A 24,440-nucleotide genomic window follows, 5' to 3' on the forward strand; every position below is an offset into this window, starting at 1 on the left:
CCAAATGGTGTCGTTCTAATCCACCTGGCCCCCAAAGGTATCGGGCCAGCACGTCGCCTTCTCCTCTGGCGAACTCACCATCACGCCAACAATCGGCGATCCCAACGCGAACCCCAAGACCTCTCACTTTCCTCCTGAAATACGAAGGGAGATAACGAACATGCTCAAGGCCATGTCTTGGTTCTGCGGAGCCGGTGGCGATTCGCAGGCTCTGGACCTTGTTCCGTATGTCGAGCTGGTTTTCGGTGCCAATCATTGGGACCGGGCCATCGAGTCCCATTCGCGCAACTTCCCCGACGCCGATCATTTCCTCGGCGACATCCGCGACGAGCCGGTCGGCGGATGGCCGATGGTCGACCTGTTCTGGGCCTCGCCCGAATGCCCCCAATGGAGTTCGGCACGCGGCAAGAAGCGCGACTACGACGCCACCCTGCAGGGCGATCTGCTCGAGGAACAGATCGACCGCGACGTGGAGGCCGACCGATCGCGGGCACTGATGGAAGAGGTACCGGCGTACCTGCGCGGCGTGATCGCGCGCGGCGGCCGGGTGAGGGGCGGCGTCGTAGAGAACGTGGTCGAGGTCCGTGCGTGGGACAAGTGGTCATATTGGCTCAACGAAATTCGTGCGCTGGGTTACCAGACCCGGGTCATCGCGTTGAACAGCATGCACGCTCAGCCCTCACGGACCCCGGTCGCGCCGCAGAGCCGCGACCGGCTCTATGTCGCCTACTGGGACAACAAGCTCGGCCGCAGCCCCGATTGGTCGAAGTGGTTGCGGCCCTTGGCCTACTGCCTCACCTGCGATGAATGGGTGCAGGCCATGCAGGTGTTCAAGGCCGATGGCACGGATATGGGCCGCTACCGCCAGCAGTACATCTACCGCTGCCCGCACGTGCGCTGCCGCAATTGCATCCTCGACCCGCCTGCCTACCCTGCCGCCATGGTGATCGACTGGAATCTGCCCGGCCAGCGCATCGGCGACCGTGACCGGCCACTCGCGGAGAAGACCATGGCCCGCATCCGCGCTGGGTTGCAGCGCTACGCGATCCCGCTCATGGTCCCGCCCGGGGGCACCTGGCGGAATGCGGCCAGCCCGGTGACGGTGCCGATGAGTGCCCGCACCACCCGTGAGAACGACGCGCTGGCGATCCCGGCGCCATTCCTGTCTCTGCTGCGCTCTGACCGCGCTCGCACGGTCGGCCTGTCCGGCCCGCTGGCGACCAGCGTCGCCGACGGCAGCAACCACGCCCTGGTGGTGCCGATAGAAGGCCGCGAAGGCAAGGAGGCGGTCCCGGCCAGCTGGCCGCTTCGTACCCAGACCACCCGCGCGGAAACCGGTGTGGCGTTCGTGCCGTTCATCACCGAACTGCGCGGTGGGTCGTCCGACGCCCGGCCGACCACCGAGGCCCTCGCCACGGTGACCGCCAGCGGCAACCATCACGGCCTGGTCACCCCCACCGGCGAACTATCCGAGCGGGTCCGGCAGTCGCTGTTGATGCCCTACTACGGCAACGGCCAAGCGCGCCCAGTTGGCCAGCCGGTACCCGCAGTGCCCACCCGAGACCGGTTCGCGCTGGTCAACCCGGAACCCATGGCCGAGATCGACATCAACGACGTGCGGTTCCGGATGCTCGAGCCGCACGAGATCGGCGCAGCGATGGCGTTCCGCCGCGACTACATCGTCGTCGGCAACAAGCGCGAACAGGTGCGCCAATACGGCAATGCCGTCACCCCACCCGCTGCCGAAGTCATCGTCTCCGCGCTGGTCGAAGCGATCACCGGCGAAGAACTCGAACGCTGGCCGACTGCCGCGTGATCCCGAAGGAGAAACCTCCCGATGAGTACCAACCCCTTTCGCGACGCCGCGCTCGCCGCCGCCGACCACGGCTGGTTCGTCTTCCCGCTACGCCCCGGCCACAAAACCCCTGCCCCGCTGCAATTGCGGGCAGCTGACGGAACCACCTGCACATGGCCGCAGTACGCCACCACCGATCCCGACCGCATCCGCCGCTGGTGGTCCGGACGGCGCCGCTACAACACCGCCATCGCCACCGGCCCCAGCAACCTGCACGTCATCGACATCGACTCCAACCACCCGGGCGAGGGCTCCCTCGACCGGCTTACTCAGCTCGCGCCGCCACACACTCCGGTACCGCCAACCTTCACCGTGAAAACACCCCATGGTCGGCATCTCTACTTCCGCGCTCCTACTGAGCCGCCACTGCGTTGCACCGTCGGCCGCATCGCAGTCGGCATCGACTCCCGCGGGATCGGCGGCTATGTCGTTGCTGCAGGCTCGGCCACCCCACACGGGCTGTATCAGGTCATCGATCCGTCGCCCGTGGCATCGTTACCGGCCTGGCTGGTCGATCGGCTGCGCCCGCCGCCTTTTTCATCGCTACCGGCCCCGAGCCCGACCACTCCGAACGCCTATCTCACGGCTATCCTCACCCGCGAGACCGCGCGGGTCAAGGCCGCCCAATTCCACACACGCAACCGAACCCTATTCCGCGCCGCGTTCACCCTCGGAAGATTGGTTGCCGCTGGCGAACTCAGCGAACAAGACGCCCGCGCCGCGCTCACCGCAGCCGCCGCCCACCACGTCGGTCACCACGGCTTCACCCAGACCGAACTCGACCGCACCGTCACCAACGGCCTCGCTTACGGAACCCGCTACCCCCGCCGCCTTCGACGAACCACAGCGCCGGGCAACTGCTCTCGGTGAAAACGGCGTCGAGCAGATCCTCGAACGCCTCGAACTCACCGACGACCAGCGCGTCGCCGTGGAAGGCGACCGCGACGTCCTCACCGAGTTGTTTGCACGACTCAGCACAGTGCTCACACCTGCCGGGCCCCTACACCCGAACACCTCTACACCGACCGCCTTCATCGCGCTGACGGCCGCGCTAAAGCAGCCTGACCGGAGGTTCCGATCGATGACCACCACACCCAGACTCAGCCTCTGCCCAGTAACTTTCGCCGACGCATGCGACTTCGTCGCACTGCATCACCGCCACCACTCGCCACCCACCGGACACAAGTTCTCCATCGGTGTCGCCCTAGACGGAATCCTCGTCGGCGTCGCCATCGTCGGCCGACCGGTCGCCAGGTCTCTCGACGACGGCAGGACTCTCGAGGTCAACCGCACGGCAACCGACGGGACGCGCAACGCCTGCAGCATGCTGCTCGGCGCCGCTTGGAGGGCTGCGAAAGCCCTGGGTTACACCAGGCTCGTCACCTACACCCAGCACGGCGAATCGGGCAGTTCGCTACTCGCCGCCGGATATCGCGTTGTCGATCAACGCCGGGCTCGCCGCAGCTGGAGTAGCCCGACCCGGCCTCGGCTTGATCGGTCCACTGGAGCCATCCAACGCACACTCTGGGAGGCCTCATGACCCGCCGGGCATCCCCGACTGACCGCCCGACTACCCATCGGCGATTTGCGAAGGTTGCCCATCCCGGTTCGGCCCAGGGATGACTAGGTCCCCGGATTCGACATGAGCGGTTGCAGGTGACTCGATCGAAGGCTGGTGTCCGTGGGGTTGTCGATCAGCCCCCAAGGGGATCAGAGGCGGAGCCGGGTGAACCGGCGATGAACCTGCGCCAGCCCGCGGGCGGGGACAAGCCTCGCTGCGCTCGGTCGCCTACGGCGATCCCCGCCCCTGGCGCAGAACCCCCGCCGGCCCTGACGGGCCCGGCCCACCCCTGATGGCCACGGCCGCAGATCGACAACCCCACGGGCACCCAGCCCGATTCCACGGGGTTCGCAGTCGGTCCAGGTCGATTCCATCTACCCGTCAGGAGTTTCGTCATGTCCGGAGAGCTGTACATCACCGTGATCGGCAACCTCACCAACGATCCGGAGTTGCGGAAGACCCCGTCCGGGAAACGGGTCACCACCGTGACGATCGCGCAGAACCCGCGGTTCGTCGACCGCGACACCGGGGAGTGGAAGGACGGCGAGGCGGTGTTCATGCGCTGCAACGTCTGGGACGACATGGCCGAGAACGTGGCCAGCACCCTGGCCAAGGGGATGCGGGTTATCGCCTACGGCCAGCTCAAGCAGCACAGCTGGGAAACCGCCGAGGGCGAGCGGCGCTGGTCGACCGATCTGCTGGTCGCCGACATCGGTCCCGCTCTGCGCTTCGCGACCGCCGAGGTCACCAAGGTCGAGCGCCGCGCGGTCGACCCGCGCGACCCCGCCCCGGCCGCCGAGGACGCACAGCTGGCCGGAGCTCGCAGCGGCGACAAAGTCCCGTTCTGACCGGGTGGGGCCGAGTAACTCGCGGCCCCACCCCCGCCGGGGCCCGCTCGCAGTAACTGCCGAGCGGGCCCTTCCATCAGCTCTTGTTCTGTTTCGGAGGTGATCCTCGTGATCTCCGACGACACCGCGCCGTCCGCAGCTACCTCGACCAGCGGCAGCGACATCGTCCTACCCCCACTGCCCGCCGACATCGAGCAGCCCGCCACCCGGCCGCCCCTGCTCACAGTCCTAGCATCGCTGCCGGTCTCGCTCTCACCGCAGCTGACGCTGATCCTGTTGTTGCACGACCGGCTCGCCGCTCTGATCGCCGACAATGCTCGACTCCGGTCCCGCAATCGCCGTCTCCTCGTGGCTCTCGACGATTGCCTCGATCGGGAATCAGCACACGCGCTGTGCCCACTCAACGAACGCCTGGCCCCGCCCCGGGCCGCTTGGGGCATCGGTTCTGCCCAATCAACAATCTACCGATCGGTATCGAGCTGCAATAGAAGCACTCGACCGTTCTCGGCTCTCGCCTAGGAGGTCCGCTGTCATGGGTTTCATCTGGCTCGCCGCCGTTGCCGCGGTGCTGCTCGGCGTGGTCTGGTGGGCGTTTCCGACCGTGGCCCGCATCGCCGGATTCCTGATCGCGCTCGACTCACTGCTGTCGATCGCGCTGTTCCCCGCCCAAGCGCTCCCGCACCGCCTGTGGTGGCTGCTGCTCGGAATCCTGGTGTGGCTGGCCGGACATTGGGCGTGGGCCGCCAAGCACGGTGTGTGGGCCTCGTCCATCGCGCTGCGGATCTTCCGGATTCCCGGACTGCGCCGCGTCCTCCCCCGCTCCGCCCGTATCTCCCCGACCGGCTGAGCCGGGTGACCGTCCTGCGCGCTGCCGCCTCGGCCGGCGCCGATGGCCCTCTCCCGGCGGGCCACCAGCATTCTGCAGCAGGCGTCGAAGTTCACCGCTGCCCAATCCGGTCACCTCCTGGAGCCGGGTCTCTTCCATCCCCCGCTCCAGCAATCGCCGCAAGGCTGCGGCCCGTCCCACCGTCACCTGCACGACCACCCGCTCATACGCAGTCGCGGCGGCGGCAATCGCGGCGTCACGCCGCATCGTCGCCCGCTCCAGCCGATTCTCGAGTTTGCGAAACTCCAGCAGGTCGGCCTCGTTCGCCTTCGCTGCCCGATGCTGCTCGGCGAGCATCGCCGTCGCCACCGTCCGCGCCCACCGCCGCGCTGACACCGTCCGATCGCTCATCCGGGCCTCCCTTCCCGCCGCACCTCACCGCGGCGAACACGACCCGGCAGCGGCACGACTATCGGTCGTTTCTGTTTCTCATCAAATTCCTCTCCGATAACACGATCCCATTCCAGACCGCTCTCAGCAATAGCCTGAGTTCGGTTGTCTCACTTCCCATATGGGGTTTCCTTCTCTCCACCGACACACCTCTTGCATCGCCTGCAGCAAGCCGGGAGACCGTTTTATGGGATTTTGTTTTCGGCGTTATCTTCGGCGGTGTGATGACGGTTCACCGCTTGCACGCCGGAGACGGCTACCTGTACCTGACCAGGCAGGTAGCCAGCGGTGATCGCGCGCGGGACCGTACCCGGGACCTGACCGATTACTACACCGAAACCGGCACTCCGCCCGGTATGTGGATGGGGCGCGGCGCCCAAGTCTTGGGTTTGTCCGGCGAAGTATCCGAAGCCCAAATGCAGGCGTTGTTCGGTGAGGGTCTGCACCCGGACGCGAACGCGATCATCGCCAGGGAAATAGCGGCTGGTAAATCAGCGAAACAGGCTGTGGAGGCGGCGAAGCTCGGGGGGAGTTTCGCCGAGTTCGCCGCGAAATCAACGCCTATCAGCGAGCAGCTGGACCGTAGGATCGACGAGTTAACGCAGACTGAGCATCGTCGCCCGACCTGGGACGAGCGCACGATCCTGCGCACCGATGCCGCCCGCGAGTATCTGGCCGAGACGCTGGGACGAGCACCGTCTCGTGCCGAGATCGACGCCAAGCTGGCGCAGGAGAAGGCTGCCAGCCGCAAGGCGGTTGCCGGGTTCGACTGCGTGTTCACGCCGCCAAAGTCAGTGTCGATCCTGTGGGGGTTGGGCGATGAGGCGGTCCGCGCCGCGATCCTGCAGTGTCACCGGGAGGCGGTCCGGGAAGTGTTGGCGTGGGCCGAGTCTCAGTGTGCGGCTACCCGCCGTGGCCGTAACGGTGTGCAGCAGATCGACGCCGAAGGATTCGTGATCGCCGCGTTCGAGCACTTCGATAACCGGTGCGGGGATATGAATCTGCACACCCACTCGGTCATTTCCGGCAAGGTTCTCGGCTCCGACGGCAAATGGTCCGCGTTTGACGCCCGCCCGCTGTACGCCAGCGCTGTGTCACTGTCGTGCCGCTACAACGCCACCATCGTCGGTAAAATCCGGCGCCGGATCGGGTTCCGGTTCGAAGAACGTCATCGCGGGCGCGGAAAACAACCAGTGCTCGAGGTAGTCGGAGTCGATGACGACATGATCGCCGAATTCTCCCGCACCCCCGACATCATCGCCCGCACCGAACAACTCGTCGCCCAATACCGGGCTACCCACGGACACAACCCCTCTACCGTCACCCAATACCGGCTCGCACAGCAGGCCACCTTGGAAACCCGCGACGCCAAACCCCTTCCGCGATCGCTGCGCGCGATGCTCACCGAGTGGGCCGACCGTGCCCGCGATTTCCTCGGCGACGGCCGCACTGGCGTCGGATTCGTGCGCGATCTGCTGCACGACCACACCCACCCGCACGACCCGAAACCCTTCGACGCCACAGCGGTTGCGGTCGCCGTCGCTGTCGATCTCGGCGGTGTCACCGGTCTGGCGGCAAGCGACCCACCTACACGCGGCGCGCGAATCCGCGAGCACCTGAACATATGCCTGTTCGACGACCCGGGCGAGCTCCGTCGGGCCCACCAAGCGGTGGAGGTGCTGCTCCGCAGCGACCCAGCTCCCGCACTGCTGGACCGCATCCAGGCAGCCTATGCGGCACAGCAGCGCAGCATCTATGAACCGCAACCGATTTCGTTGGAGGTCATCGATACTGTCGCGCGGCGCCGCGCGACCTGGACTGAGGCCAACATCCGCTCCGCCGTGGAAGACCGCGTCGGCGTCTGCGACTTCCCCACCGACGACGCCCATCGCGCCGCCGTCGAGGAGGTCACCGCGCTGGTGCGCGACCACCTGTCCATCCGGCTCACCATTGACCCCGACCCCGTCCCGGCGGCGCTCGCACGCCGTAACGGCGAAAACGTCTTCACCGTCACCGGCGCTGTCCGCTACACCTCCCAGAGGGTCCTCGACGCCGAAACCCGCCTCCTCGACGCGGCGAAAACACCTACCCCCGAATCCATCCCACCTCACCTGGTCGACCACGCCATCGCCATCTTCGAACGTGACCGCGGCCTGCGACTCGACGACGGTCAGCGCGCCATCGCGCAGTATCTCTGCACGAACGGCATGCTGCTCTCCGTCGCCATCGGCCCCGCCGGTTCCGGCAAAACCACCGCCATGAGAGCCGTGTCGGCCGCATGGGAGGCAGCCGGTCGTGACGTCGTCGCGCTCGCACCGTCCGCGGCCGCGGCACGCGAACTCGGCACCGCGCTCGGTGTGCGGGCCAAGACGATCGCCAAGCTGCTCACTCAAGACCGGCACGGGCTACCGACTGGTGTGGCGCCGGGAGCGATGATCCTGGTGGACGAAGCAGCGATGGCTGCTACCGCTGATCTGGATGCGGTGCTGGCGGTTGCTTGTAAACACGGCGCGATCGTGCGGTGTATCGGTGATCCCGAACAGCTGTCCGCGGTCGAAGCCGGCGGCATCGTCCGCACTCTTGCGCGCGACACCAGGGCGCCTCATCTCCGGCGGCTCGTCCGCTTCTCCGACCCAGAGGAGGCGGCTGCCACCCTCGCGGTCCGAGCCGGAGACCTCGACAAAGCATGGGAGTTCTATCACGACCACGGTCGCGTCACCCACGGCATGAGCGATGAACTCCGGCAAGCGATCCTCGCTGCCCACCTCACCGACACCGCCCGCGGCATTTCCTCGCTGATGATCGCCAGCACCCTACGCAACGTATCCGCGCTCAACGCCGCCACCCAGGCCGCCCACGCCGCCACCGGCCGCATCGACACCACCGGGCCCCGAATCCGGCTCTCGGATGGCCACACCGGATACGTAGGCGATGTCATCCTCACCCGGCTCAACAACCCCGCCCTACGCATCGTCGGCGGCCTCCGCAACGGCACCCAGGTCGACAACGGCGACCTCTGGCGAATCCACCGCATCCACACCGACAACTCGCTCACCGCCACCGGCGTCGGGCACCGCGGCACCGTCCATCTGCCCGCCGACTACATCACCGACAACGTCGAACTCGGTTACGCGACAACCATCTACCGGGCCGAAGGCGCCACCGTCGACCACGCCTACGTACTGATGGACGACACCCTCGGCCGCGCCCTCGCCTACGTCGGACTCACCCGCGGCCGTCACCTCAACCGCATTTACCTCGCCACCGACACCCTGGTCGACCCCACTGGAGACCAACAACCCGACGACCCGATCGAACCGAAGCAAGTGTTCGCCCGCGTCCTCGCCCGCGACGACGACAACCTGTCAGCCACCGATGTCATGCGCGCCGAGCAAGCCGCCGCAGACCGACGCACACGCACGACCTACACCGAGATCTATAAGCAGCTTGCCGACGCCCGCGCCACCTACCTACTCGATCACGCACTCCCCGTTGTCTTCTTCCACGAAGTCAGCAGATCCGAGACCTTCCAGGAACTGCTCGACACCATCGCACGGGCCGATGCCCACGGACTCGACAGCGAGGAGCTGGTCGCTGTCATCGCCACCAACAACTATCAAGACCTGGGCGAATCCCTCGCCAACGCCCGAGACACCGCCGCCGTCCTCCGAGCCCGCGCCGACCGATGGATCCGCGACCAGCTACCGGTCACGCCACCGGCAACCATCCTCGCTCCCAGCGCAACGATGCCCGACCTCCTAGGGTCCAACGCGACCGAAGTTATCGCAGACGATCTGCCGTACACCGATCAGTTCCGCCCAAACCCCCAATACCCCGGCCGCGATAATCGCCTTGCTGACTACGCTGCCGAACTGCGCCAACGCATCGACCACGACCGATCCAAGCTCAATTCCGGAACTGCTCCCGCCTATCCGAAGCAACACGGCACGCCCGACGCTCCACCACAACGACCACGACGCAAGACCTCACCCCCGTCAGCCTCCATACGCCGACGCCGACGGTGATGTCCGGAAGCGTTGGTCGAGGACTCGCCGAAGAGTTTCGAAAACGATCACCGGCCGGTGGCGGTCTTGCCCCTGGCATCCAGGACAGGGCTGTGCGCCTGGTCCTGCTGAATGGTTGCCCTGGCCGTCCTGGCCGAGACATTGACCTGAACGACCGCAGCCCAGTCATCCCCGAGATCGACGAACCTCCTGGTCTCACCCGTCTCCGGTCTCATCCGTCTCTTGCTCCAGGTTCTGGCGTCTTTCGGCCGCATCGGTCAAGTCGTCGACCGAATCGATATCTGTGACCGCTTCAGTCTGTTCCGGATTTGGTTCTGATGACTGCGTTATGGATCGGTCCTTCCATTGGTCACTGCGAGGTCGATACCTTCGGAATGTTCGCTCTCTGCGGGGGGGTGCTACGACTCCCCTATTCGATCAAACTGCGAAGAGGCACCTCTTCCGCGCGTACCCGAGACGCTTCCACACGAAACCTTGTTCTGCTCAATGGGTGCGCCCATAGCAACGTCCTGTACCTCCACCGAGATCGTGGTCGGGCCGACGCGCCCCGCGCTGACAATAGCTGGGTAGAGTGAGCGATAGGCCCATTCCGCGCAGCCCCGGACGGCCGCTACCCACCGGAAGATCAACGTGCGGAGACCATCTCGATCTCTGCAACGTACGGAAATGCCGATTTTCGGGTGCGAGCACGGTAATCGACTCCGTGGGCAACGGTCTTCACCACAGCAGAAGGATCGCCTCCAGGCCCACGACGTAGCCGATGACCACCGCGGCCACACCACCGAGCACCACCACAAGCCAGGACTTGTCCCGCCACCGAAGTGTCACCACCACAAGGGTAGTGAGCATGAGAATTCCGATGAGCAAAGCTACAGCAGGTGCGTGATCAGAGTGCATGTCGGCGTAGCCAGGTGCGTGATTGGACTCCACGCTGGTCGAATCGGCTCATCGGGAGTCGATGTTTCACCAAGCTGAGCTGCCAGGAGATAGTTGCCAAACTGGCTATGCCCAGCCGAGGTATGGGCTCATGACGCTTACGGTCGCTGTCCCGTTATCGAACGTCCTGAAATGCCGCTGGTCGCGCGTTAGTCAATCGCCCAGATCGTGTGGCCGACAGCGCCTTCCAACGCGCGGTAATGCCGAGTTGAGTGTATGGCTGGATGCCGCACATCGTGCTGCCCGAACCGGCCACAGCGGGCCTGGCATTATCCCAGCGTGACCACTTTGGCTTGCCCGGAGATGACAGTGTCGTGGCGATCGACCAACGCGACCCGCACCTGCACTGTCTGCCCCGCCGACAGCGGCGTATCCGCGTCGCCGGCTCCGACCAGAGCGACTACGGCAGTATGGCGGGCGCCATCGCATTCGACGGTTTTCTCCGTGCCGGTAGCCGACGGACTGTCTGCCTCAGGTTCGCCCACCATCGCTTTGATGGCGACCACTCCGGCCGAGGCATCGCAGCTGTAGTCGATCCCCACGTTGGCCGGACCGACGCCACTGATGTCGATTGTGTTGGCGGCGAGAGCGGGACCAGCGGCTGCTACAACGGCCAACCCCATCGCCCCGAACACACTCGTGATGAGTGCAGGACGTCGGTACTTGCGAATGGTCACCATCGATCTTCGCCTCCCTACGTAGCGGACGTGCGGGTCAGTTGTAACACCCTGGCCTGCGAAGGATTTCGATCTTGCGTCTGACTGCTCAGATGATGCCAGCCGGAAGCGCTTCGACGGGCTGGTTTCACGAGATCGACATGATGTGTTGGCGTGAAGGGTCGGGGCGCTCCACCACCCCGCCCTGGCCGCGAGTTGACCTCGTGAACATCCGGTAATGGCTCCCCTCTGTTGTCAAGGCGTGGTGTGCAGGTCAGGGTTATGGTGGGTGGTGGTGAGTCCGGGTTGTGGCTTGTCCGAAGGGCCGGTGTCCGGGGTCAGGCCGGTCGCGCTGGAGTCAGTAGTCGCCCCGATTGCCCTCCCGGGCTTGCCGTTTCACGATTGCGCTGGTCGGCCAGCATGGCTGTGTAGACCACGTTCGACAGTCGCCGTTTCAACGCCCGCATCGCTTCCATCGATGTCTTGCCCGCGGCTTTGTTGCCGTCGTAATAGACGCGGCCGGCGGTGGGATTGCGTAGTTGGACAATCGCCATGGTGTGCAGGACTCGGTTGATCTTCCGGTTCCCGGCGCGGGAGAGCCGGTGTCGTTTCTGCTCACCGGAAGACGCGTCGATCGGTGCGGTGCCGTTCCAGGACGCGAACCGGCCCCGATCGGAAAACCGGTGAATATCGGCGACATCGGCCAGCAGTCGCGCCGCGCCGGCCGGTCCGATGCCGTTCAGCTCGATCAAGAGCGGGCCGCGCGCGCCGACCAGCTCGCGCAGCTCTTTGTCCGCGGCCTTGATCTTGCGGTCGATCCGTTCCAGATCCTCGATCGACTCCACCGCGAGACGACGGCGGATCTTGCCGGCGGGGTCCCGCGGCTTCACGATGGCGATCAGTTTCCGGGCTTGGGTCGCCGACAGGAACTTCTTCGCACCGCCGGGCAGCAATTCCAGCAGCAGCCGATGCAGCCGGTTGACGATATCGGTGCGGGCCCGGCCGAGCTCATCACGGCGGTCGGCGAGCATGCCGAGTGCGATCAGTTCCGGATCGGCGTGCACCCGGCGCAGATTCGGCGATCGCAGTGCCGCCAACGCGACCGAGTGCGCGTCGACCGGGTCGGTTTGCGGCCGTTGCCGGTGGCGAACACCCGCACCTGCGCCGACAGTTTCGCCGGGACATCGACCACGGTCTCACCGTCGTGCACCAAGCGGTGAGCCAAATGACGGCCGATACCATTGCAGCCCTCGATCGCCCAGATGCGGTCACCCAATCGCCGTGCCATGGTGAGCATTTCGGTATACCTCGCGGCGTCGGTGCGGTACTGGCCGGTGCGCAGCACCTTCCCGGTGCCGTCGATGGCCTCGATCGTGGCCGAGCGTTTGTGCGGGTCCATTCCGATGATGACCGTCACCAGCACATTCCTTCCCGATTCGACATCGATGGTGTCGTGCGGGAAGGCACCGCTACTTCGAGCTGGGCAGACCCTCTTCAGCCATTCCCGGCACGATGCCCGGTGAGAGGCAAGCCATTTGAGAGCCACACCAATACCGACGGTGGGCAGCCGCTGCGAGAGCATCTCACCGGGCACCTGGACCAGATCCTGGCCGGGAACCGGTCCTGCCTCAAGTCTTAAGTAGCCGCTGCGTGGGCGGTCTGTGTAGCGAGATCAACTGCGGCGCATAACGTCCTCTCCTGAGTCAAGATTTGTGGCAGGGCGGGGCAAGCGACCTGCATCTTCTGCCTGACAGGCCGACTTGCTTTCGTGGGCTTCGCCGGTCGCGATGATCTCACCGTTTCCAGCCTTCATCCGGAACCGGTACTTGCCAGCCTTGTCCTTGTACGACCGATGGCGCAGACGCCCTACAGCACGCATGAACGCAGGTAGCCGACACATTCATAGCTACCTGCGTTCGAGTTGTGCAAGGCGGGATGAGAAGGCCGTCCTGATCCCTGAGTCCTGGCGCCGTCTCTACTTTTGCGGCTCGTTGGTTTGCTGGCTGTTGATCTGATCCGATACCGGCATGGCCTGCGTGGTCAACCGGTCGACCGACGACGGTAACGGCTGGGTCGTGCAAGCCGTGCCTCGCGCGGAGCCCGAGGGCTCCGCCCCACCTGCAACGTCATCGCCTACGTCATATTCAGCCGCACGGCCTGGCACGTCTAGTGAATCGGCCGTCACACCTCCTTCAGCGCGGTCCACTCGTCAGAGATCGGTCCGCTCTTCTTCACAATGTTCTTGCCACTCTCGTCGGTGGCGATTGCCTTGTCACCGCGGAAGAACCACCAGTTTCCCGTCGCGTCGAGGCACACCGCATCCACCCCGTACTCGTATCCGGTCCCGCTTAGCGCAGGCCAAGCATCAGGGGCTGCAATCTCTCCAGGGCCTACGAGCGTGTTGCGTCCTGAAACGTCTGTCGAAACCGCTTTATCTCCATGGAAGAACCACCAAGCGGGATGGTTACTTCGCGCGACGGCATTCACGCCGTACATGAACTCCAAGTTCTCCAACGCGGGCCAGCCGTCCACCTTGAAAATAGCCCCGGGTCCGTGAAAAATTTCTTTCCCGTCGTAATTGGTGCCCAACACCTTGCCTCCCTTGAAGAACCACCAAGTATCAGCATCTCCAAGAGCCACTGTATCGAGATTACTTGAGAAGGCAGGATACCCCGCCAGTGTTGGCCACTGAGATTCTATTGGATCGGGGCCCACGCAGATACTCTTTCCATCTGGTTCTGTCGCCACCGCATGGCCTTCTTTGAAGAACCACCATGACCCGTTCCGGGTGCTACATACGGCGGCATCTACGCCGTACTCGAACCCGTGCCTGTCACTCTCTGGCCTGTGAGCCATCGGACTCCCACTCCTTCCGTCTAGTGAACGCGTAATCGAGGCATTTGCCCGGACACCGAATCTGGACTGTGTCACCTCCGTCCACATTTGCTCGGACTCTTGCTATTTCTGCGTGGTCTGGTGGTTTGGACTGTTCGTGAGCAACGTCTTGGACGGCGCGCCGAACTCGCCGTGCCGCTTGGCCGGTGACACCGCCCGGCGTTCTCACGCCGAAAGAACTTCAGTGCCGATCCGCCCGCCCGCAGCAGCCCGGTCTCCCGGAATCCCGACGGCTGTCGGCCCGCGTCGGAGCCGTATGCGGCTGCGGCGTCCTCGTCACTGTGTCAACGTTTGTCGCGGTACCGGCCACGCGATTGATGACATTGCGTTGTCGGCCTCGCTGCCGACAGGCAGGTAACGCAAGGGGAAGCGCCGAGCTGCATCGACGACATCGTTGTGGGTCGACGTAGTTCGACCTGGATGCATCCCAAACGTGTTGATACCCAACGATCTTGGGTGCAAAACCGAATTGGCGGAGCGTTCCAAATCGGTCCGACAGACCGTTCCAAACCCGTCCGGCAGAGTGTGTCCACTGTTCGTCACTCCGGGACTCGCCGTAGCTCGTCACCGACGGCCCGCCCAAGTGGTGGGGGGCGGCAGTACCACGTCGAGGTCGTCACCGCAGCGAGAGCTGCACTGCGTTGCCCTCGACGCGCGCCATTCGGCAGTAGCGGACGTTCCCGAGATCGACCGGCGGCCAACGACTACGCCTCGCTCAAACGACCGGAATGCGGCATGAGAGCGCACTTGCCCTGGTTATGGCCGGAGTATGTTCCATCGGTTCTGGCAAGACGATCTCGGCGCCCAACCTCCTCGCCACGTCCGATGTGAGGGCCAGTCGACTGCCCGGCTGGGCGCGGCCAGACTGTCCCGTTGTCGCCCGCGTGCTCCAGCCTGAACGCCGCCCGAATTGTTGGCTCGCTCACGGCTGGTTGACCTCGAGTGTGGTTGAGGTATGAGGCTCGGGAACGGCGGTTTGGTGCCGCCTGGTTGGTTCCGCGCTGACAGGAAGGTTGAGACATGACGGTGTTGGTTACCGGGAGTACGGGTACGGTCGGGTCCGAGGTGGTCAGGCAGTTGGTTGTCCGGGGGGTGCCGGTGCGGGCGTTGACCCGGTCCCCGGAGAAGGCTTCCTTTCCGGCCGGGGTCACCCCTGTTGCGGGGGAGCTGAGCGACCCTGACGCGATGCGGACCGCGCTTGACGGGGTGACCGGTGTGTTTCTGCTGAGCGCGGTCGCCCCGGACGAGCTGACCGGCACGGTGAACACGCTCAGCCTCGCTCGTGAGGCCGGGGTGCGCAATGTTGTGTACCTGTCGGTGATCCACGCCGATCGTTTCACCGACCCGCCGCATTTCGCCGCGAAGGCCGCCGCGGAACGGATGATCGCCGAGTTCGGCCTGCCGGCGACGATTTTGCGGCCGGGCTATTACATGCAAAACGACATCGTCGGTACGCATCGCCGCGCCCTAGACGAGGGCATCTATGCCCCACCGGTGGGCAACCAGGCGGTGCTGGCGACCGACACTCGCGATCTTGCCGAGGTCGCCGCGTTGTCGCTGCTGCGCCGAGAACACGCCCGTGAGGCGTTGCCGCCGGAGACAATCGACGTCGTAGCACCCGAGGTCCTCACCGGCACAGCGATCGCCGCGCTCTGGAGCGAAGTACTGGGCCGGTCGATTGCCTACGCCGGCGACGACCTGGATGTCTACGGACAGCAGGTGCGCGAGGTCATGCCCGGCTGGATGATCTACGACATGCTCCGGATGCTGCGCCGGTTCCAGACCGACGGTATGCGCGCCGCCCCCGGCACCGACGAGCGCCTGCGCGAGCTGCTGGGACGGCCGATGCGTTCCTACCACGACTTCGCCCGCGACACGGCAGTGGCCTGGACCAACTGACCAGCCCGTACCCGAGCCACTTCCGCAGGAAAGGAGCGTGCATGGCCACTGTCGCGATCATCGGCGTTTCCCGCGGTCTCGGTCGGGGATTGGTCGTAGAACACCTGCGCCGCGGCTGGGATGTCATCGGCACCGTCCGCAGACCCTCGGATCAGGACGACATGACCGAGGGATTGACGACCGAACTGCTCGATGTCACCGACCAGGCGGGAATCGACGTGCTTCGGCAGCGACTCCCACGCCCGATCGAACGGCTGTTCGTGGTGGCTGGCGTGACCGGCCCCACGACAGGACGGCGGCCGTGATGCGCGGCTCGACCACCGCGAGCCGGGTGCCGATGGAGATCACCCCGCCTGAATACCCCGACCGGGCCGCCGATCTCGGGCAGCGAAAGGAGGGCGTCTAGGGCGACCCGCCATTCCGGGACCGCCTTGTCGACCAGCGGGAGGACGAGCCGGTCGAGGATCTCGGGGAGCTCGATGGTGGCCGTGGCGTAGCCCTCCGCCGCGGAGTGCCGGGCCCGGGCCACCAGTCGGGGGTACATCTTGTGCAGTCCGCCGGAGTGGCCGAGCAGGATCAGCGGCACCGGTGTGGATGCGGATGCGGTGTCCACAGGATGCCGGGGATCGCGCCGAGGGTGAATTTGCGCTCGAGGATGTCGTCGTCGAGCGCTGTTCGGAAATGAATTGCACGATAGTGCCTTTCGGGGGTGCCGTCCCGGGCCGCGGTCGCCCATCACTCCCACGGAGACCTCAACGCGCCAACTACACCTGGACAATGCCACTCACGCGCCAACTGCCTCATTAATGGCTCCTTTCGCCGATGAGGGTCGAGTGCGTAGGACCTACTGGCTGGAGTCGTGAGGTGCCGCGCGACCGACTCCACCTCGGCGCCGGTTTGTCGAATGGGCCGGTGTGCCTCATTCCCGCGCGCGAGAAGGGACTTGCCGTGTGCTCGAGTCATGTGGTCGTGAGTGGGCCGTGTTTGTCGAGGTGAAAATGTGTGTACATAGTGACGGCCAGGCAGACTATGGCGGCGGTGATGAGCATGGTCCCGCCGGCGACGATTGTGGCGAGTGCACCGCCGAGTAGCGCGCCTAGGCAGAACGCGGTGTAGAGCAGGAAATAGCCGAGCCAGTCGGTGCAGGTGCCGCCGCTGATGTGGCGTTCGATGCCTTGGCCCAGCTTGACCAGTGTTCCGGTGACGTAGCTCAACGGCACCGACACCTCGCCGTCCTTCACGAACGTGGTGTTCAGGGCGCCGATACCGAACGCGACGACCAGGATGGGCAGAAGGTCGACCTGGGCCGATTCCGTTGCCTGGCTGAAGATTGTGTCAACGACCGACGCGACGACGAGGCTGGCAGTGGTGAGGATGGTTGGTCCGTGCAGGTGACGAGACCAGAGGTGCCTGCGGCACAAGGACGCAACCACAACACCGGAGAGGAAGGACATCAGCAACAGTGCCGCTGGGACGAAAACCTCGGTTTTGTCGCGAAAGGTTCCGAGGATTGCTCGTTCGGTATTACCGGTCATGAAGGTGACGAAGTAGCCGGCCGTGTGCATGAACGCAGCGGCTCCGATGAGACCCGACAGCCCCGCGAGGACCCATGACAGCCTGGCTTCGTTGTCGAAAAGTGTTCTGACACTGCTCTCCTCGGACTCCTCCATAGGTCGGCTCCTTCGAAGGTTGTGTGGTGTAGTAGCGAGGCCCGCTCTGTCTGAGAATGCCCCTTTGCCAGGCAGGGCTGTGTGTTGTCCGGTGAATTGAAATCGCTTCTCGCTACTCGAAATTTTATTCGATCAGTCGACAGTTCGGCATCGTCGTTGCTGCCGGATACTCCACAGCGGCGCTGGTGTTTCGATATGCCGTGGCGGGGTATCTGCTGGATGTTTCGTTCGATGTGGAACGTCGATGCCCGCACGACACTACCCGTATGGAGAAGGCGCCGTGGCCGACAGCTACCCTTCCAGGGCACCCTATGACAACTCGTCCTCCATCGCGGGTCGGTTCGCCCAGAACAGCATCTTCGAGCGATGTGCCCGCGCGGGTTTCGTCGTGAGTGGCATCGTCCACTTGATCATCGGCTACATCGCCATCCGGATCGCTCTCGGTGGTGCAGGCGGCACCGCGGATCAATCCGGTGCCATGAGTGAACTGGCCAGCAAGCCCGGCGGCATCGGCGCACTATGGGTGGGCGTGGTCGGGTTCGTGCTGATGGCACTGTGGCGGCTCGCCGAAGCGGCACTGGGCAGTTCGTCCAAACCTGACGCAGACAGCAACAAGTCCGAAGCGATCAATCGCGTCAAGGCATTCTCCCTGGCGGTGGTCTATTTCGTGTTCGCCTTCTCCGCGTTCGGATTCGCCCGCGGCAGCGGCAGATCCAGCGGCGACGAGAGTACGAGGCTCTCCGCACGGTTGATGCAATCCACCGCAGGCACGATCGCCCTCGCCGCGGCCGGGGTGATCATCATCGCGATCGGCGGCTACCACGTGTACAAGGGGGGCAGCCGGAACTTCCTCGACGACCTCGAGGGCAGCACCAGCAACCTCGTGCGGCGGCTGGGCACGATCGGATACATCGCGAAGGGACTGGCTATTGCCGCGGTCGGGTTGCTGGTGATCCTCGCCGCGAGCCAATCCGAGCCGGACAGGGCTGCCGGACTCGATGGCGTATTGAAAACCCTCGGGGCGCAACCATATGGCATGGCCCTGCTGGTCGTGGCCGGACTGGGCATCATCACCTACGGCCTCTACAGTTTCGCTATGGCCCGATACGCCAAGATGTAGTCGGGCGCAGCTCAGAACAGCAGCCCCGGGAGGCTGGTGTTCGGGGGAGGCCGAGGGGGTCCAGGACCACGGTCTCGCGGCAGTTGCGTGGTCAGCCGGCGGCGGCTCCGCCTTCGGAGTCCCACGTGTGTTGCGCGGCTTTGCTTTCGGCGTGGTCGCGATGTGCTCGTGCGGTGATCGTGAGCAGTTCGGTGACTGTGGAAGGATTCGCGGAGCGGGCCGTGGCGTTCATGGTTGCGTGCGCGACATCCGGGGTGGTGTCCGGTGGGACGACGAGCAGCGCGATTCGGTCCCCGCTGACACCGAGGACATCGAGAGTGTGTGCCGGTTCGAGTCGGTATCCGTCGAATCGGACGCTTCGAAATCCCACCCCTGCGCCCACCAAGGCAACATTATGCCGCCGGTTCCTCGCCCCCGGGTTCGCGGCGTAGAACTGGCGCACCATCTGCCGGTATCGATGGCGGCCTGAAGCCGCGGGATCTCCGTCAGCGTATTTTCTCGGGGATCGTATCGAGGGCGTGCAGCACCTGTACTGCGAGCTCGGTTGCGGCGTTGTCGTCGAGCTGGGAGTATTTCCGCACGACATCGCGAACGCGAGTCACTCGACGTTCGTAGGGCGTGGTTGCCATTTTTTTGCTTTCTATCGGTAGTAGGTCTTCTCGTGATCGGCCGGGCAGGTGCAGGCGCATTTTCGATCCAGCCCGCGCGTTGTGGTCGCGGAGCAGTACCTGATTCCTATCCGGTCGTGGGCTTCCCACGTGTGGGGGCATGCCGCACAAGAGAATTCGAGCGGTGCGGCGGGCATGGTGATGACGCCTTTGTCGGAAGTCAATTGCCTGACCCCTTCCGTAGGTCTACACCGTGGACATACGATGATGACAATTTCTACGCTACACCTTTCGCGCTCTTCAGGAGCGTGCCATCGGAAAGCGGGATCTCTGTCTCCTCGGGTCGTCGCGTGCACCAGCGGGCGAACCTCATTGCCCGCTGTCCAGGCCGAGCGCTCTCGTGCTGGCGATCGAGCTTGGTCGCCCGTTTGTCGCGCTCGGAGGTGCTGATCAGCCATGCCGCAATCTCACCCATGACCTCCGAGGAACCGGTCGATACGCCTCAGCTCGCAGGGGCGCGATCGCCCCGTTGCCGCGGTGGGCGACATCCGGCAATTCCGGCTGGCCCGAGCGCGTTCGGGGCCGCCGCGGTAGTGCGTTGCGGAGGGGTGTGAGCACGATGACGGCGCCGGTGACGGCCATCCAGGTCGGTAGCGGGTAGAAGACGAGTCGTTCGCTGATGCCGACTTGCAGGCCGATCGTGAGCAGGACTGTGCCGGTGAGTCCGGTGGAAGCGCACAAGGCCGACCATATCGCCGCGAGGCGGCGTTGTTTCCACAGCCAGATCGCCAGCAGGATCAGCACGATGTGCCGGGATACGAACGCCGGCATGACGGCTAGGCCGTGGATGATGATGCCGTCGTTGGAGGGGAACACCCCGGTGGCGGCGGTACTCGCGCCGATGACGACCGCGAGTGCCACGATCGACCATTGGCGGCGTCCGTGGGGGATGTAGTCGCGGAATCCGATGGCGCCGATGATGGTGAGCAGGCCGAGCGCGACGAATGCCGCGTTCATGAGCAGGTGCAGTGGTGAGCACATGTTCGGGGTGCATGCGGTGATGCCGAGGTCGCTGATGGTGTCGTGGCGGAAGCTGTAGTCGGTCTTCCAGGCGATCGCGGTCACGATCTCGATGACCAGGTACGCGAATACCAGTGTCCAGGCGATTCCGGCGATGATGTGGCGGAGTGGTCGAGACTTCATCCACGCGGTCTCACCGGTTCCCGATCGGTGGGTATCTGGGGGCGGTGGACCCGAGGCTGTGGCTCCCGGCGCGGCCTGGTCGACGGTGTGATCGAAGATGCTCACGAGGGCGCCGTTTCGTGGTTGTTGCCGATGGGGTGCGCGACCGCGCTATCGGCATCGTTGATCTGGGTCGGCGGGGCGGTCACGGTGGTTGCTGCTGAGCCGCTCCGCGGTGGCAGAGTTGGGTTTCGGGCCCGGGGGTCAGCTGGTGTGGGCGGACCGTGATCGGGTTTCGATGTCGAGGTCACCGTCCTGGGTGAGGGACGCGGTGCAGGTGATGCGGCGTTGGTGGGGGTCGTCGAGGGTGACCTGATCGTGCACGGTCAGGCAGGCCACGGCGCCGAAATTCACCAGCAGGTACCGGTTTGCGACCGCGCCGGACTCGTGGGTGAGCGCGACGGTGAAGATTCCCGTGTGCGACCCAGGCACGGGCGGCGGTGGCACCACCGAGGAGTCGGTGGCGGGGAATTGCAGGCGGAACGGCAAGTCGCGAGAGTCCAGGTATGTGGTCATGAGGGGGTCACGTCCGATCGTGGGGGCGTTGTTCGGTTGCCCGGTGGAGGCGCTGGAACCGTCGGTGGCGGGGCCGAATTGTTGCGGTCGACCAGGGGTTCGGCATCGCGGGTGGCCTCTTCCATCGGGGACAACCACTGTAGTTTATTATTGTAGACCTACAGTGTTGACATTGGGTGGTGGTCGGTGTGTACTGGAGGTATCAACAGATCCGAGGGATCGCCATGATCGTCATCATCGGGCTCGTCATCCTCATCGCCGCCGTCCTCATCGGCGTTGCGGGGGTATTTGCCAACAGCGGCCCCAACCACGTATTGACCGACAACTTCGCGGTCTTCGGCTACCACGTCACCGGCTCCACCGGCGTGCTGTTCCTCTACGGCATCGTCATCGGCGGTATCGGCATCGCGGGTTTGGGCCTGCTGCTGGCCGGTGCCCGCCGGTCGGCCCGCCGCGGGCGCAGCGCGCGCCGGGAACTCAAAGCCACCCACCACGAGACCCCCACCTATTACAGCCACACCGGTACCACCGATGTGGCATCCGATGCACCCGGCGACGTCGCCGGGCAGGGAACCGGCCACCGGCCCACCTTCCGCGAACGCGGCCTGGGCAAGCTGTTCGGTCGCGCCTCGGCCGGTCGGTGACCGCCGAGCCCCCACGCGGCGACCACCGTCGACCACCGCGCTCGCACCGGCCAGCCATCCCTGTGCCTCGTGACATCGCACGTCAATCCGAAGTCAGGTAACCCGTCATGATCATTGTTGGGGTCGTTCTGCTCGTCGCCGGATTCATCCTCGGCATGCCTCTGCTGGTCACCGCCGCAATCGTCCTGCTGGTCATCGGCCTGGCGCTGATGATCGCGGGCCGCACCGGCCACGCCGTCGGCGGCCGAAGCCACTACTACTGACCGGCACACCGGCGCAGCCGCTCGACATCGACTGCGCCGCAACCTCGCTCAGCACTCACCTCCAGCTTATGGAGCTGTCAAGCTCATCCTCACCGTCCTGATCGCTGGCATCGTGATCGGCGTCATCGGGTATGGCGGTACTGAACCGCCTCTCGGCCGACACTCGGCTACCCGACCTCGGCGAAGCGGCGCGACGGCTGCTGCGCCGGTCGCATCCGGAGGATAACGCGATCAGTCGAGATCTCAACGAAAACGCCGGCGGCTCAAGACATATCCGCACCAACCCAAGCCTACGAGACCGGCTCGAGTGACCGCACCACACTCGGCTACCCCTCGACTACCCGGAGACAGCAATGAGAACCTACGCCAACGACAGCAGGAGGATGCGCACCAGCCGCCGTTCCCGGATGACCAGCGTCGTCATGATCGTGGTGTTCGTGTGGCTGATTGCCGGTGTCATCGCCGGTGCCCAGCGGCACTACTACAACAGCGTGCCGACCACCTGCGCCAGCGCCGGAACCATCGCGGCGACCATTGTCGCCGGACCGCTCAACTACCTCGGCATGAACCCGACAGTCGGCAGCTGCCACGTCGACGTACCCCAGCCCAGTCAGTAATCGCGCAGTAATCGCGCGGGTCGAGCTCGACCAATTCGGGCGCGAGCTCGATCGGATTCGCCGCGACCGGCCTGAACCCGAGATCCTGGAAAGGAAACACCCATCATGACCACTCAACAGACCCTGCCCGACACCCGGCGAGATCCTCCCTCCGCGTCCGGTGCACGGTTGCGACTGCGCTCCGACACCGCGACGCCGGGCCACATCGACGGCGCGTGGTGGCCCCACAGCGACGACCTCGCCGCAGAGCTGCCCGATCTGCTGGCCCTGCTGCGGCCACGTCTGGGACCCATCCATCGCATCACCTACCACCTCACCGAATGGTCCCCAGTACCGGGGCGATTCGCCGACGCCGGGCGCCGAGTCCGACTCGACGGTTACCGGCTCAAACCGGCCCGCACCCTCGATGTCCTCGGGGTCAGCGGCGACCGAATCGCGCTGCTCATCGTCCCCCCGAACACCACCCCGGATGTCGCGGACGCAACCATGAACGCCACGACCCACTCCGCGAATCCTTCCACCGTCGCCGAACTACTCACCATCACCGCACAAGCACAATCAGACCACGCTGAAAGCAAAGCCGCGGAACACAATTGGGATTCCGAAGGCGGAGCCGCATCCGTCTGAGTTCTCGCCAGCGCCGCGAGACCGTGATCCTCGACCGCCCTGGTTTCTCCCTGAACGGTGCTGGCGACATGCCGCGGCGTTGGCCGTCGACGGTGCCAGGTTGTACCGGGCGCCTGCGCTGACACTACTGGCCGAGCGCTCGGACCGCCCATGCCTGGTGACGGCACGGGCGCGCTGGTGCTATTCGGTCGTGGAAGTTGCCGCGGGTCCGTGTCGTCGGAGTGGGGTGGCTACCGCGGTGGTGAGGTATTCGACGCCGGTGATGATCTCCGGATGGATGCGTATGAAGCGGTCACGGGGTCCGGGGAAGGCGGCGCGCAGCAGTCGGCGGTAGTGGGCGATGTCGTCGGGGTCGGTGATTTGCTCTGCGGTGCCGGTGATGATGACGCACCAACCGCGCAGGGTGTGGTGGTCGATGGTGTCGGCTTGGTAGGCGACGACCTGGCGGTCGGGGGTGAGGGTGATGCCGGGGCCTGCGTGGATGACGATCGTGTCATCGTCATCGAGGATGTGGCTGACCGGCCGGATGGTGGGCAGAGCGTAGCGGGAGAATACGACCCGCCCGAACCGGAACCTGGCCCGCAGCCGCATCTTGGGCGGCATGAAGATCGAAACCCGCTGAGCCGCACCGTTACTCGAAGCCCACGATCCGCAGCCTCGGGCCCCCCGCCCAACCCCACGGACACAGCCGCTCAATGCCTGACCCGCCCGGTGATCAACAACCCGAGGAGGAACACATGAGCAGCCTTCGTCAAGTCATGCTGTGCACCTGGAAACCGGACACCACACAGGAGCAGATCCAGCTCGTCGGCGAGCGACTGACCCAGATGCCCCAGCTCATCCCCGAGACCCAAAACATCGAATTCGGTCCCGATGCCGGTATCGACGCCCAACCGCAGTGGTCCACGCAGGCACCCCCACCGAACTACGACTTCGCCATCGTCCAAGACTTTGCCGACCAACAGTCCTACCTCGCCTACCGCGACCACCCAGCACACCAAGCCATCGCCGAGGAATGCTTCCTACCCATCCTCGCGCAGGCTGCCACGATCCAGTTCCAGCTGGAGTGACCGGTACGGGTGCCGCAGCTGGTGACAAATGCTGGCTTTGCAAGTCACATCCGTTCACCACGCAGAGCCCAGGGCGTGGGGCGCCAGCGACCAGTCCGACGACATGACCACC

At 65.1% G+C, this 24,440-nt stretch carries 27 protein-coding genes and 2 pseudogenes; 15 read left to right on the forward strand and 14 right to left on the reverse strand.

Annotation, left to right across the window (positions count from 1 at the left end):
- Positions 1–172: 172 nt before the first annotated feature.
- The 7 genes from IU452_RS07880 (at position 173) to mobF (ending at position 9,565) form a co-directional block, all read left to right on the forward strand.
- Positions 173–1,816: a DNA cytosine methyltransferase gene (locus tag IU452_RS07880; RefSeq protein WP_228816730.1), complete on the forward strand. Its 1,644-nt coding sequence runs from the start codon at positions 173–175 to the stop codon at positions 1,814–1,816.
- Between the two features lie 21 nt (positions 1,817–1,837).
- Positions 1,838–2,725 carry a bifunctional DNA primase/polymerase gene (locus IU452_RS07885; RefSeq protein ID WP_195108207.1) on the forward strand — a complete coding sequence of 296 codons (888 nt, stop codon included), beginning with the start codon at positions 1,838–1,840 and terminating at the stop codon, positions 2,723–2,725.
- Between the two features lie 211 nt (positions 2,726–2,936).
- Complete coding sequence (locus IU452_RS07890) at positions 2,937–3,395, forward strand: XF1762 family protein (RefSeq protein WP_195108208.1); 459 nt, start codon at positions 2,937–2,939, stop codon at positions 3,393–3,395.
- A gap of 416 nt (positions 3,396–3,811) precedes the next feature.
- Positions 3,812–4,264: a single-stranded DNA-binding protein gene (gene ssb, locus IU452_RS07895; protein ID WP_195108209.1), complete on the forward strand. Its 453-nt coding sequence runs from the start codon at positions 3,812–3,814 to the stop codon at positions 4,262–4,264.
- 108 nt (positions 4,265–4,372) lie between these two features.
- Positions 4,373–4,783: a hypothetical protein gene (locus IU452_RS07900; RefSeq protein WP_195108210.1), complete on the forward strand. Its 411-nt coding sequence runs from the start codon at positions 4,373–4,375 to the stop codon at positions 4,781–4,783.
- Positions 4,784–4,796: 13 nt separating this feature from the next.
- Positions 4,797–5,111, forward strand: a complete 315-nt coding sequence (locus tag IU452_RS07905; protein WP_195108211.1) for a hypothetical protein — start codon at positions 4,797–4,799, stop codon at positions 5,109–5,111.
- 5 nt (positions 5,112–5,116) lie between these two features.
- Positions 5,117–9,565, forward strand: a complete 4,449-nt coding sequence (mobF, locus tag IU452_RS07910; RefSeq protein ID WP_195108212.1) for a MobF family relaxase — start codon at positions 5,117–5,119, stop codon at positions 9,563–9,565.
- A 717-nt stretch (positions 9,566–10,282) separates the two neighbouring features.
- Here mobF and IU452_RS38835 read toward each other — a convergent pair.
- The 6 genes and pseudogenes from IU452_RS38835 to IU452_RS07930 all read right to left on the reverse strand — a co-directional run bounded on the left by IU452_RS38835 (position 10,283) and on the right by IU452_RS07930 (position 14,013).
- Positions 10,283–10,414: a hypothetical protein gene (locus tag IU452_RS38835; RefSeq protein WP_267467473.1), complete on the reverse strand. Its 132-nt coding sequence runs from the start codon at positions 10,412–10,414 to the stop codon at positions 10,283–10,285.
- Positions 10,415–10,770: 356 nt separating this feature from the next.
- Positions 10,771–11,181, reverse strand: coding sequence for a hypothetical protein (locus tag IU452_RS07915; protein WP_195108213.1), 411 nt, complete (start codon positions 11,179–11,181; stop codon positions 10,771–10,773).
- 314 nt (positions 11,182–11,495) lie between these two features.
- A complete protein-coding gene (locus IU452_RS37975; protein ID WP_228816732.1) occupies positions 11,496–12,254 on the reverse strand; it encodes a transposase in 759 nt (252 codons plus the stop codon).
- Complete coding sequence (locus IU452_RS37980) at positions 12,200–12,574, reverse strand: IS110 family transposase (protein ID WP_228816734.1); 375 nt, start codon at positions 12,572–12,574, stop codon at positions 12,200–12,202. Before IU452_RS37980 ends, IU452_RS37975 begins: the two co-directional genes overlap by 55 nt.
- Positions 12,575–12,910: 336 nt before the next feature.
- Positions 12,911–13,036 (reverse strand): annotated as a pseudogene (locus IU452_RS37985) (YegP family protein); the annotation flags it as partial.
- A gap of 302 nt (positions 13,037–13,338) precedes the next feature.
- Positions 13,339–14,013: a hypothetical protein gene (locus IU452_RS07930; RefSeq protein WP_195108215.1), complete on the reverse strand. Its 675-nt coding sequence runs from the start codon at positions 14,011–14,013 to the stop codon at positions 13,339–13,341.
- Between the two features lie 1,059 nt (positions 14,014–15,072).
- On the opposite strand from IU452_RS07930, the gene IU452_RS07935 reads away from it, so the two are divergent.
- Both IU452_RS07935 and IU452_RS07940 read left to right on the forward strand, forming a co-directional pair.
- The gene (locus IU452_RS07935) at positions 15,073–15,951 is read left to right on the forward strand and encodes an SDR family oxidoreductase (protein ID WP_195108216.1); all 879 of its coding nucleotides are present in this window, start codon (positions 15,073–15,075) and stop codon (positions 15,949–15,951) included.
- A gap of 41 nt (positions 15,952–15,992) precedes the next feature.
- Positions 15,993–16,256: a hypothetical protein gene (locus tag IU452_RS07940; RefSeq protein WP_195108217.1), complete on the forward strand. Its 264-nt coding sequence runs from the start codon at positions 15,993–15,995 to the stop codon at positions 16,254–16,256.
- Here the strand turns inward: IU452_RS07940 and IU452_RS37990 are convergent.
- Positions 16,231–16,638, reverse strand: a pseudogene (locus IU452_RS37990) (alpha/beta hydrolase); the annotation flags it as partial. The gene IU452_RS07940 and the pseudogene IU452_RS37990 sit on opposite strands and share 26 nt — an antisense overlap.
- A gap of 272 nt (positions 16,639–16,910) precedes the next feature.
- On the reverse strand, positions 16,911–17,621 hold the full coding sequence (locus IU452_RS07945; protein WP_195108218.1) for a YoaK family protein: 711 nt from the start codon (positions 17,619–17,621) through the stop codon (positions 16,911–16,913).
- A gap of 280 nt (positions 17,622–17,901) precedes the next feature.
- On the opposite strand from IU452_RS07945, the gene IU452_RS07950 reads away from it, so the two are divergent.
- Positions 17,902–18,741 carry a DUF1206 domain-containing protein gene (locus tag IU452_RS07950; protein WP_416382283.1) on the forward strand — a complete coding sequence of 280 codons (840 nt, stop codon included), beginning with the start codon at positions 17,902–17,904 and terminating at the stop codon, positions 18,739–18,741.
- Positions 18,742–18,832: 91 nt separating this feature from the next.
- Here IU452_RS07950 and IU452_RS07955 read toward each other — a convergent pair whose 3' ends face one another.
- The 5 genes from IU452_RS07955 to IU452_RS07970 form a co-directional block, all read right to left on the reverse strand.
- On the reverse strand, positions 18,833–19,123 hold the full coding sequence (locus IU452_RS07955; RefSeq protein ID WP_195108220.1) for a DUF5994 family protein: 291 nt from the start codon (positions 19,121–19,123) through the stop codon (positions 18,833–18,835).
- A gap of 103 nt (positions 19,124–19,226) precedes the next feature.
- Positions 19,227–19,370 carry a DUF6307 family protein gene (locus IU452_RS37995; protein ID WP_228817033.1) on the reverse strand — a complete coding sequence of 48 codons (144 nt, stop codon included), beginning with the start codon at positions 19,368–19,370 and terminating at the stop codon, positions 19,227–19,229.
- 11 nt (positions 19,371–19,381) lie between these two features.
- Positions 19,382–19,807, reverse strand: a complete 426-nt coding sequence (locus IU452_RS39450; protein WP_416382284.1) for an RGCVC family protein — start codon at positions 19,805–19,807, stop codon at positions 19,382–19,384.
- Positions 19,800–20,552: a DUF998 domain-containing protein gene (locus IU452_RS07965; protein ID WP_195108221.1), complete on the reverse strand. Its 753-nt coding sequence runs from the start codon at positions 20,550–20,552 to the stop codon at positions 19,800–19,802. Before IU452_RS07965 ends, IU452_RS39450 begins: the two co-directional genes overlap by 8 nt.
- Before the next feature lie 243 nt (positions 20,553–20,795).
- Complete coding sequence (locus tag IU452_RS07970; RefSeq protein ID WP_195108222.1) at positions 20,796–21,107, reverse strand: hypothetical protein; 312 nt, start codon at positions 21,105–21,107, stop codon at positions 20,796–20,798.
- A 224-nt stretch (positions 21,108–21,331) separates the two neighbouring features.
- On the opposite strand from IU452_RS07970, the gene IU452_RS38000 reads away from it, so the two are divergent.
- From IU452_RS38000 to IU452_RS07990, 4 genes are all read left to right on the forward strand, one after another.
- A complete protein-coding gene (locus IU452_RS38000) occupies positions 21,332–21,751 on the forward strand; it encodes a hypothetical protein (RefSeq protein WP_228816738.1) in 420 nt (139 codons plus the stop codon).
- 107 nt (positions 21,752–21,858) lie between these two features.
- Positions 21,859–22,014: a DUF6131 family protein gene (locus tag IU452_RS07980; protein ID WP_195108223.1), complete on the forward strand. Its 156-nt coding sequence runs from the start codon at positions 21,859–21,861 to the stop codon at positions 22,012–22,014.
- A 383-nt stretch (positions 22,015–22,397) separates the two neighbouring features.
- Entirely contained in the window at positions 22,398–22,631 is a 234-nt protein-coding gene (locus IU452_RS07985) for a hypothetical protein (protein WP_324192496.1), read from the forward strand.
- 105 nt (positions 22,632–22,736) lie between these two features.
- Positions 22,737–23,258 carry a DUF5994 family protein gene (locus IU452_RS07990; RefSeq protein WP_228816741.1) on the forward strand — a complete coding sequence of 174 codons (522 nt, stop codon included), beginning with the start codon at positions 22,737–22,739 and terminating at the stop codon, positions 23,256–23,258.
- Positions 23,259–23,438: 180 nt separating this feature from the next.
- Here the strand turns inward: IU452_RS07990 and IU452_RS07995 are convergent, their stop codons facing one another.
- Entirely contained in the window at positions 23,439–23,861 is a 423-nt protein-coding gene (locus IU452_RS07995; RefSeq protein ID WP_195108224.1) for a pyridoxamine 5'-phosphate oxidase family protein, read from the reverse strand.
- Positions 23,862–23,995: 134 nt separating this feature from the next.
- Here IU452_RS07995 and IU452_RS08000 point away from each other — a divergent pair, with 134 nt between their 5' ends.
- The gene (locus tag IU452_RS08000; protein ID WP_195108225.1) at positions 23,996–24,328 is read left to right on the forward strand and encodes a Dabb family protein; all 333 of its coding nucleotides are present in this window, start codon (positions 23,996–23,998) and stop codon (positions 24,326–24,328) included.
- Positions 24,329–24,440 lie beyond the last annotated feature (112 nt).

Origin of the sequence: Nocardia transvalensis, from assembly GCF_015477765.1 — a bacterium.
GTDB classification, from domain to species: domain Bacteria; phylum Actinomycetota; class Actinomycetes; order Mycobacteriales; family Mycobacteriaceae; genus Nocardia; species Nocardia transvalensis_A.

Excerpts from the sequence above, each read along its gene's own strand:
- IU452_RS07880 (WP_228816730.1), top strand. The coding sequence starts at position 173 with ATGTCTTGGTTCTGCGGAGCCGGTGGCGATTCGCAGGCTCTGGACCTT.
- IU452_RS38835 (WP_267467473.1), bottom strand. The coding sequence starts at position 10,414 with ATGCTCACTACCCTTGTGGTGGTGACACTTCGGTGGCGGGACAAGTCC.
- IU452_RS07965 (WP_195108221.1), bottom strand. The coding sequence starts at position 20,552 with ATGAAGTCTCGACCACTCCGCCACATCATCGCCGGAATCGCCTGGACA.
- IU452_RS07930 (WP_195108215.1), bottom strand. The coding sequence starts at position 14,013 with ATGGCTCACAGGCCAGAGAGTGACAGGCACGGGTTCGAGTACGGCGTA.
- IU452_RS07935 (WP_195108216.1), top strand. The coding sequence starts at position 15,073 with ATGACGGTGTTGGTTACCGGGAGTACGGGTACGGTCGGGTCCGAGGTG.
- ssb (WP_195108209.1), top strand. The coding sequence starts at position 3,812 with ATGTCCGGAGAGCTGTACATCACCGTGATCGGCAACCTCACCAACGAT.
- IU452_RS07905 (WP_195108211.1), top strand. The coding sequence starts at position 4,797 with ATGGGTTTCATCTGGCTCGCCGCCGTTGCCGCGGTGCTGCTCGGCGTG.
- IU452_RS07980 (WP_195108223.1), top strand. The coding sequence starts at position 21,859 with ATGATCATTGTTGGGGTCGTTCTGCTCGTCGCCGGATTCATCCTCGGC.
- IU452_RS37995 (WP_228817033.1), bottom strand. The coding sequence starts at position 19,370 with ATGGCAACCACGCCCTACGAACGTCGAGTGACTCGCGTTCGCGATGTC.
- IU452_RS38000 (WP_228816738.1), top strand. The coding sequence starts at position 21,332 with ATGATCGTCATCATCGGGCTCGTCATCCTCATCGCCGCCGTCCTCATC.
- IU452_RS07970 (WP_195108222.1), bottom strand. The coding sequence starts at position 21,107 with ATGACCACATACCTGGACTCTCGCGACTTGCCGTTCCGCCTGCAATTC.
- IU452_RS39450 (WP_416382284.1), bottom strand. The coding sequence starts at position 19,807 with ATGGCTGATCAGCACCTCCGAGCGCGACAAACGGGCGACCAAGCTCGA.
- IU452_RS07915 (WP_195108213.1), bottom strand. The coding sequence starts at position 11,181 with ATGGTGACCATTCGCAAGTACCGACGTCCTGCACTCATCACGAGTGTG.
- IU452_RS07890 (WP_195108208.1), top strand. The coding sequence starts at position 2,937 with ATGACCACCACACCCAGACTCAGCCTCTGCCCAGTAACTTTCGCCGAC.
- IU452_RS07885 (WP_195108207.1), top strand. The coding sequence starts at position 1,838 with ATGAGTACCAACCCCTTTCGCGACGCCGCGCTCGCCGCCGCCGACCAC.
- IU452_RS07995 (WP_195108224.1), bottom strand. The coding sequence starts at position 23,861 with ATGCCGCCCAAGATGCGGCTGCGGGCCAGGTTCCGGTTCGGGCGGGTC.
- IU452_RS07945 (WP_195108218.1), bottom strand. The coding sequence starts at position 17,621 with ATGGAGGAGTCCGAGGAGAGCAGTGTCAGAACACTTTTCGACAACGAA.
- IU452_RS08000 (WP_195108225.1), top strand. The coding sequence starts at position 23,996 with ATGAGCAGCCTTCGTCAAGTCATGCTGTGCACCTGGAAACCGGACACC.
- IU452_RS07985 (WP_324192496.1), top strand. The coding sequence starts at position 22,398 with ATGCGCACCAGCCGCCGTTCCCGGATGACCAGCGTCGTCATGATCGTG.
- IU452_RS07940 (WP_195108217.1), top strand. The coding sequence starts at position 15,993 with ATGGCCACTGTCGCGATCATCGGCGTTTCCCGCGGTCTCGGTCGGGGA.
- IU452_RS07990 (WP_228816741.1), top strand. The coding sequence starts at position 22,737 with ATGACCACTCAACAGACCCTGCCCGACACCCGGCGAGATCCTCCCTCC.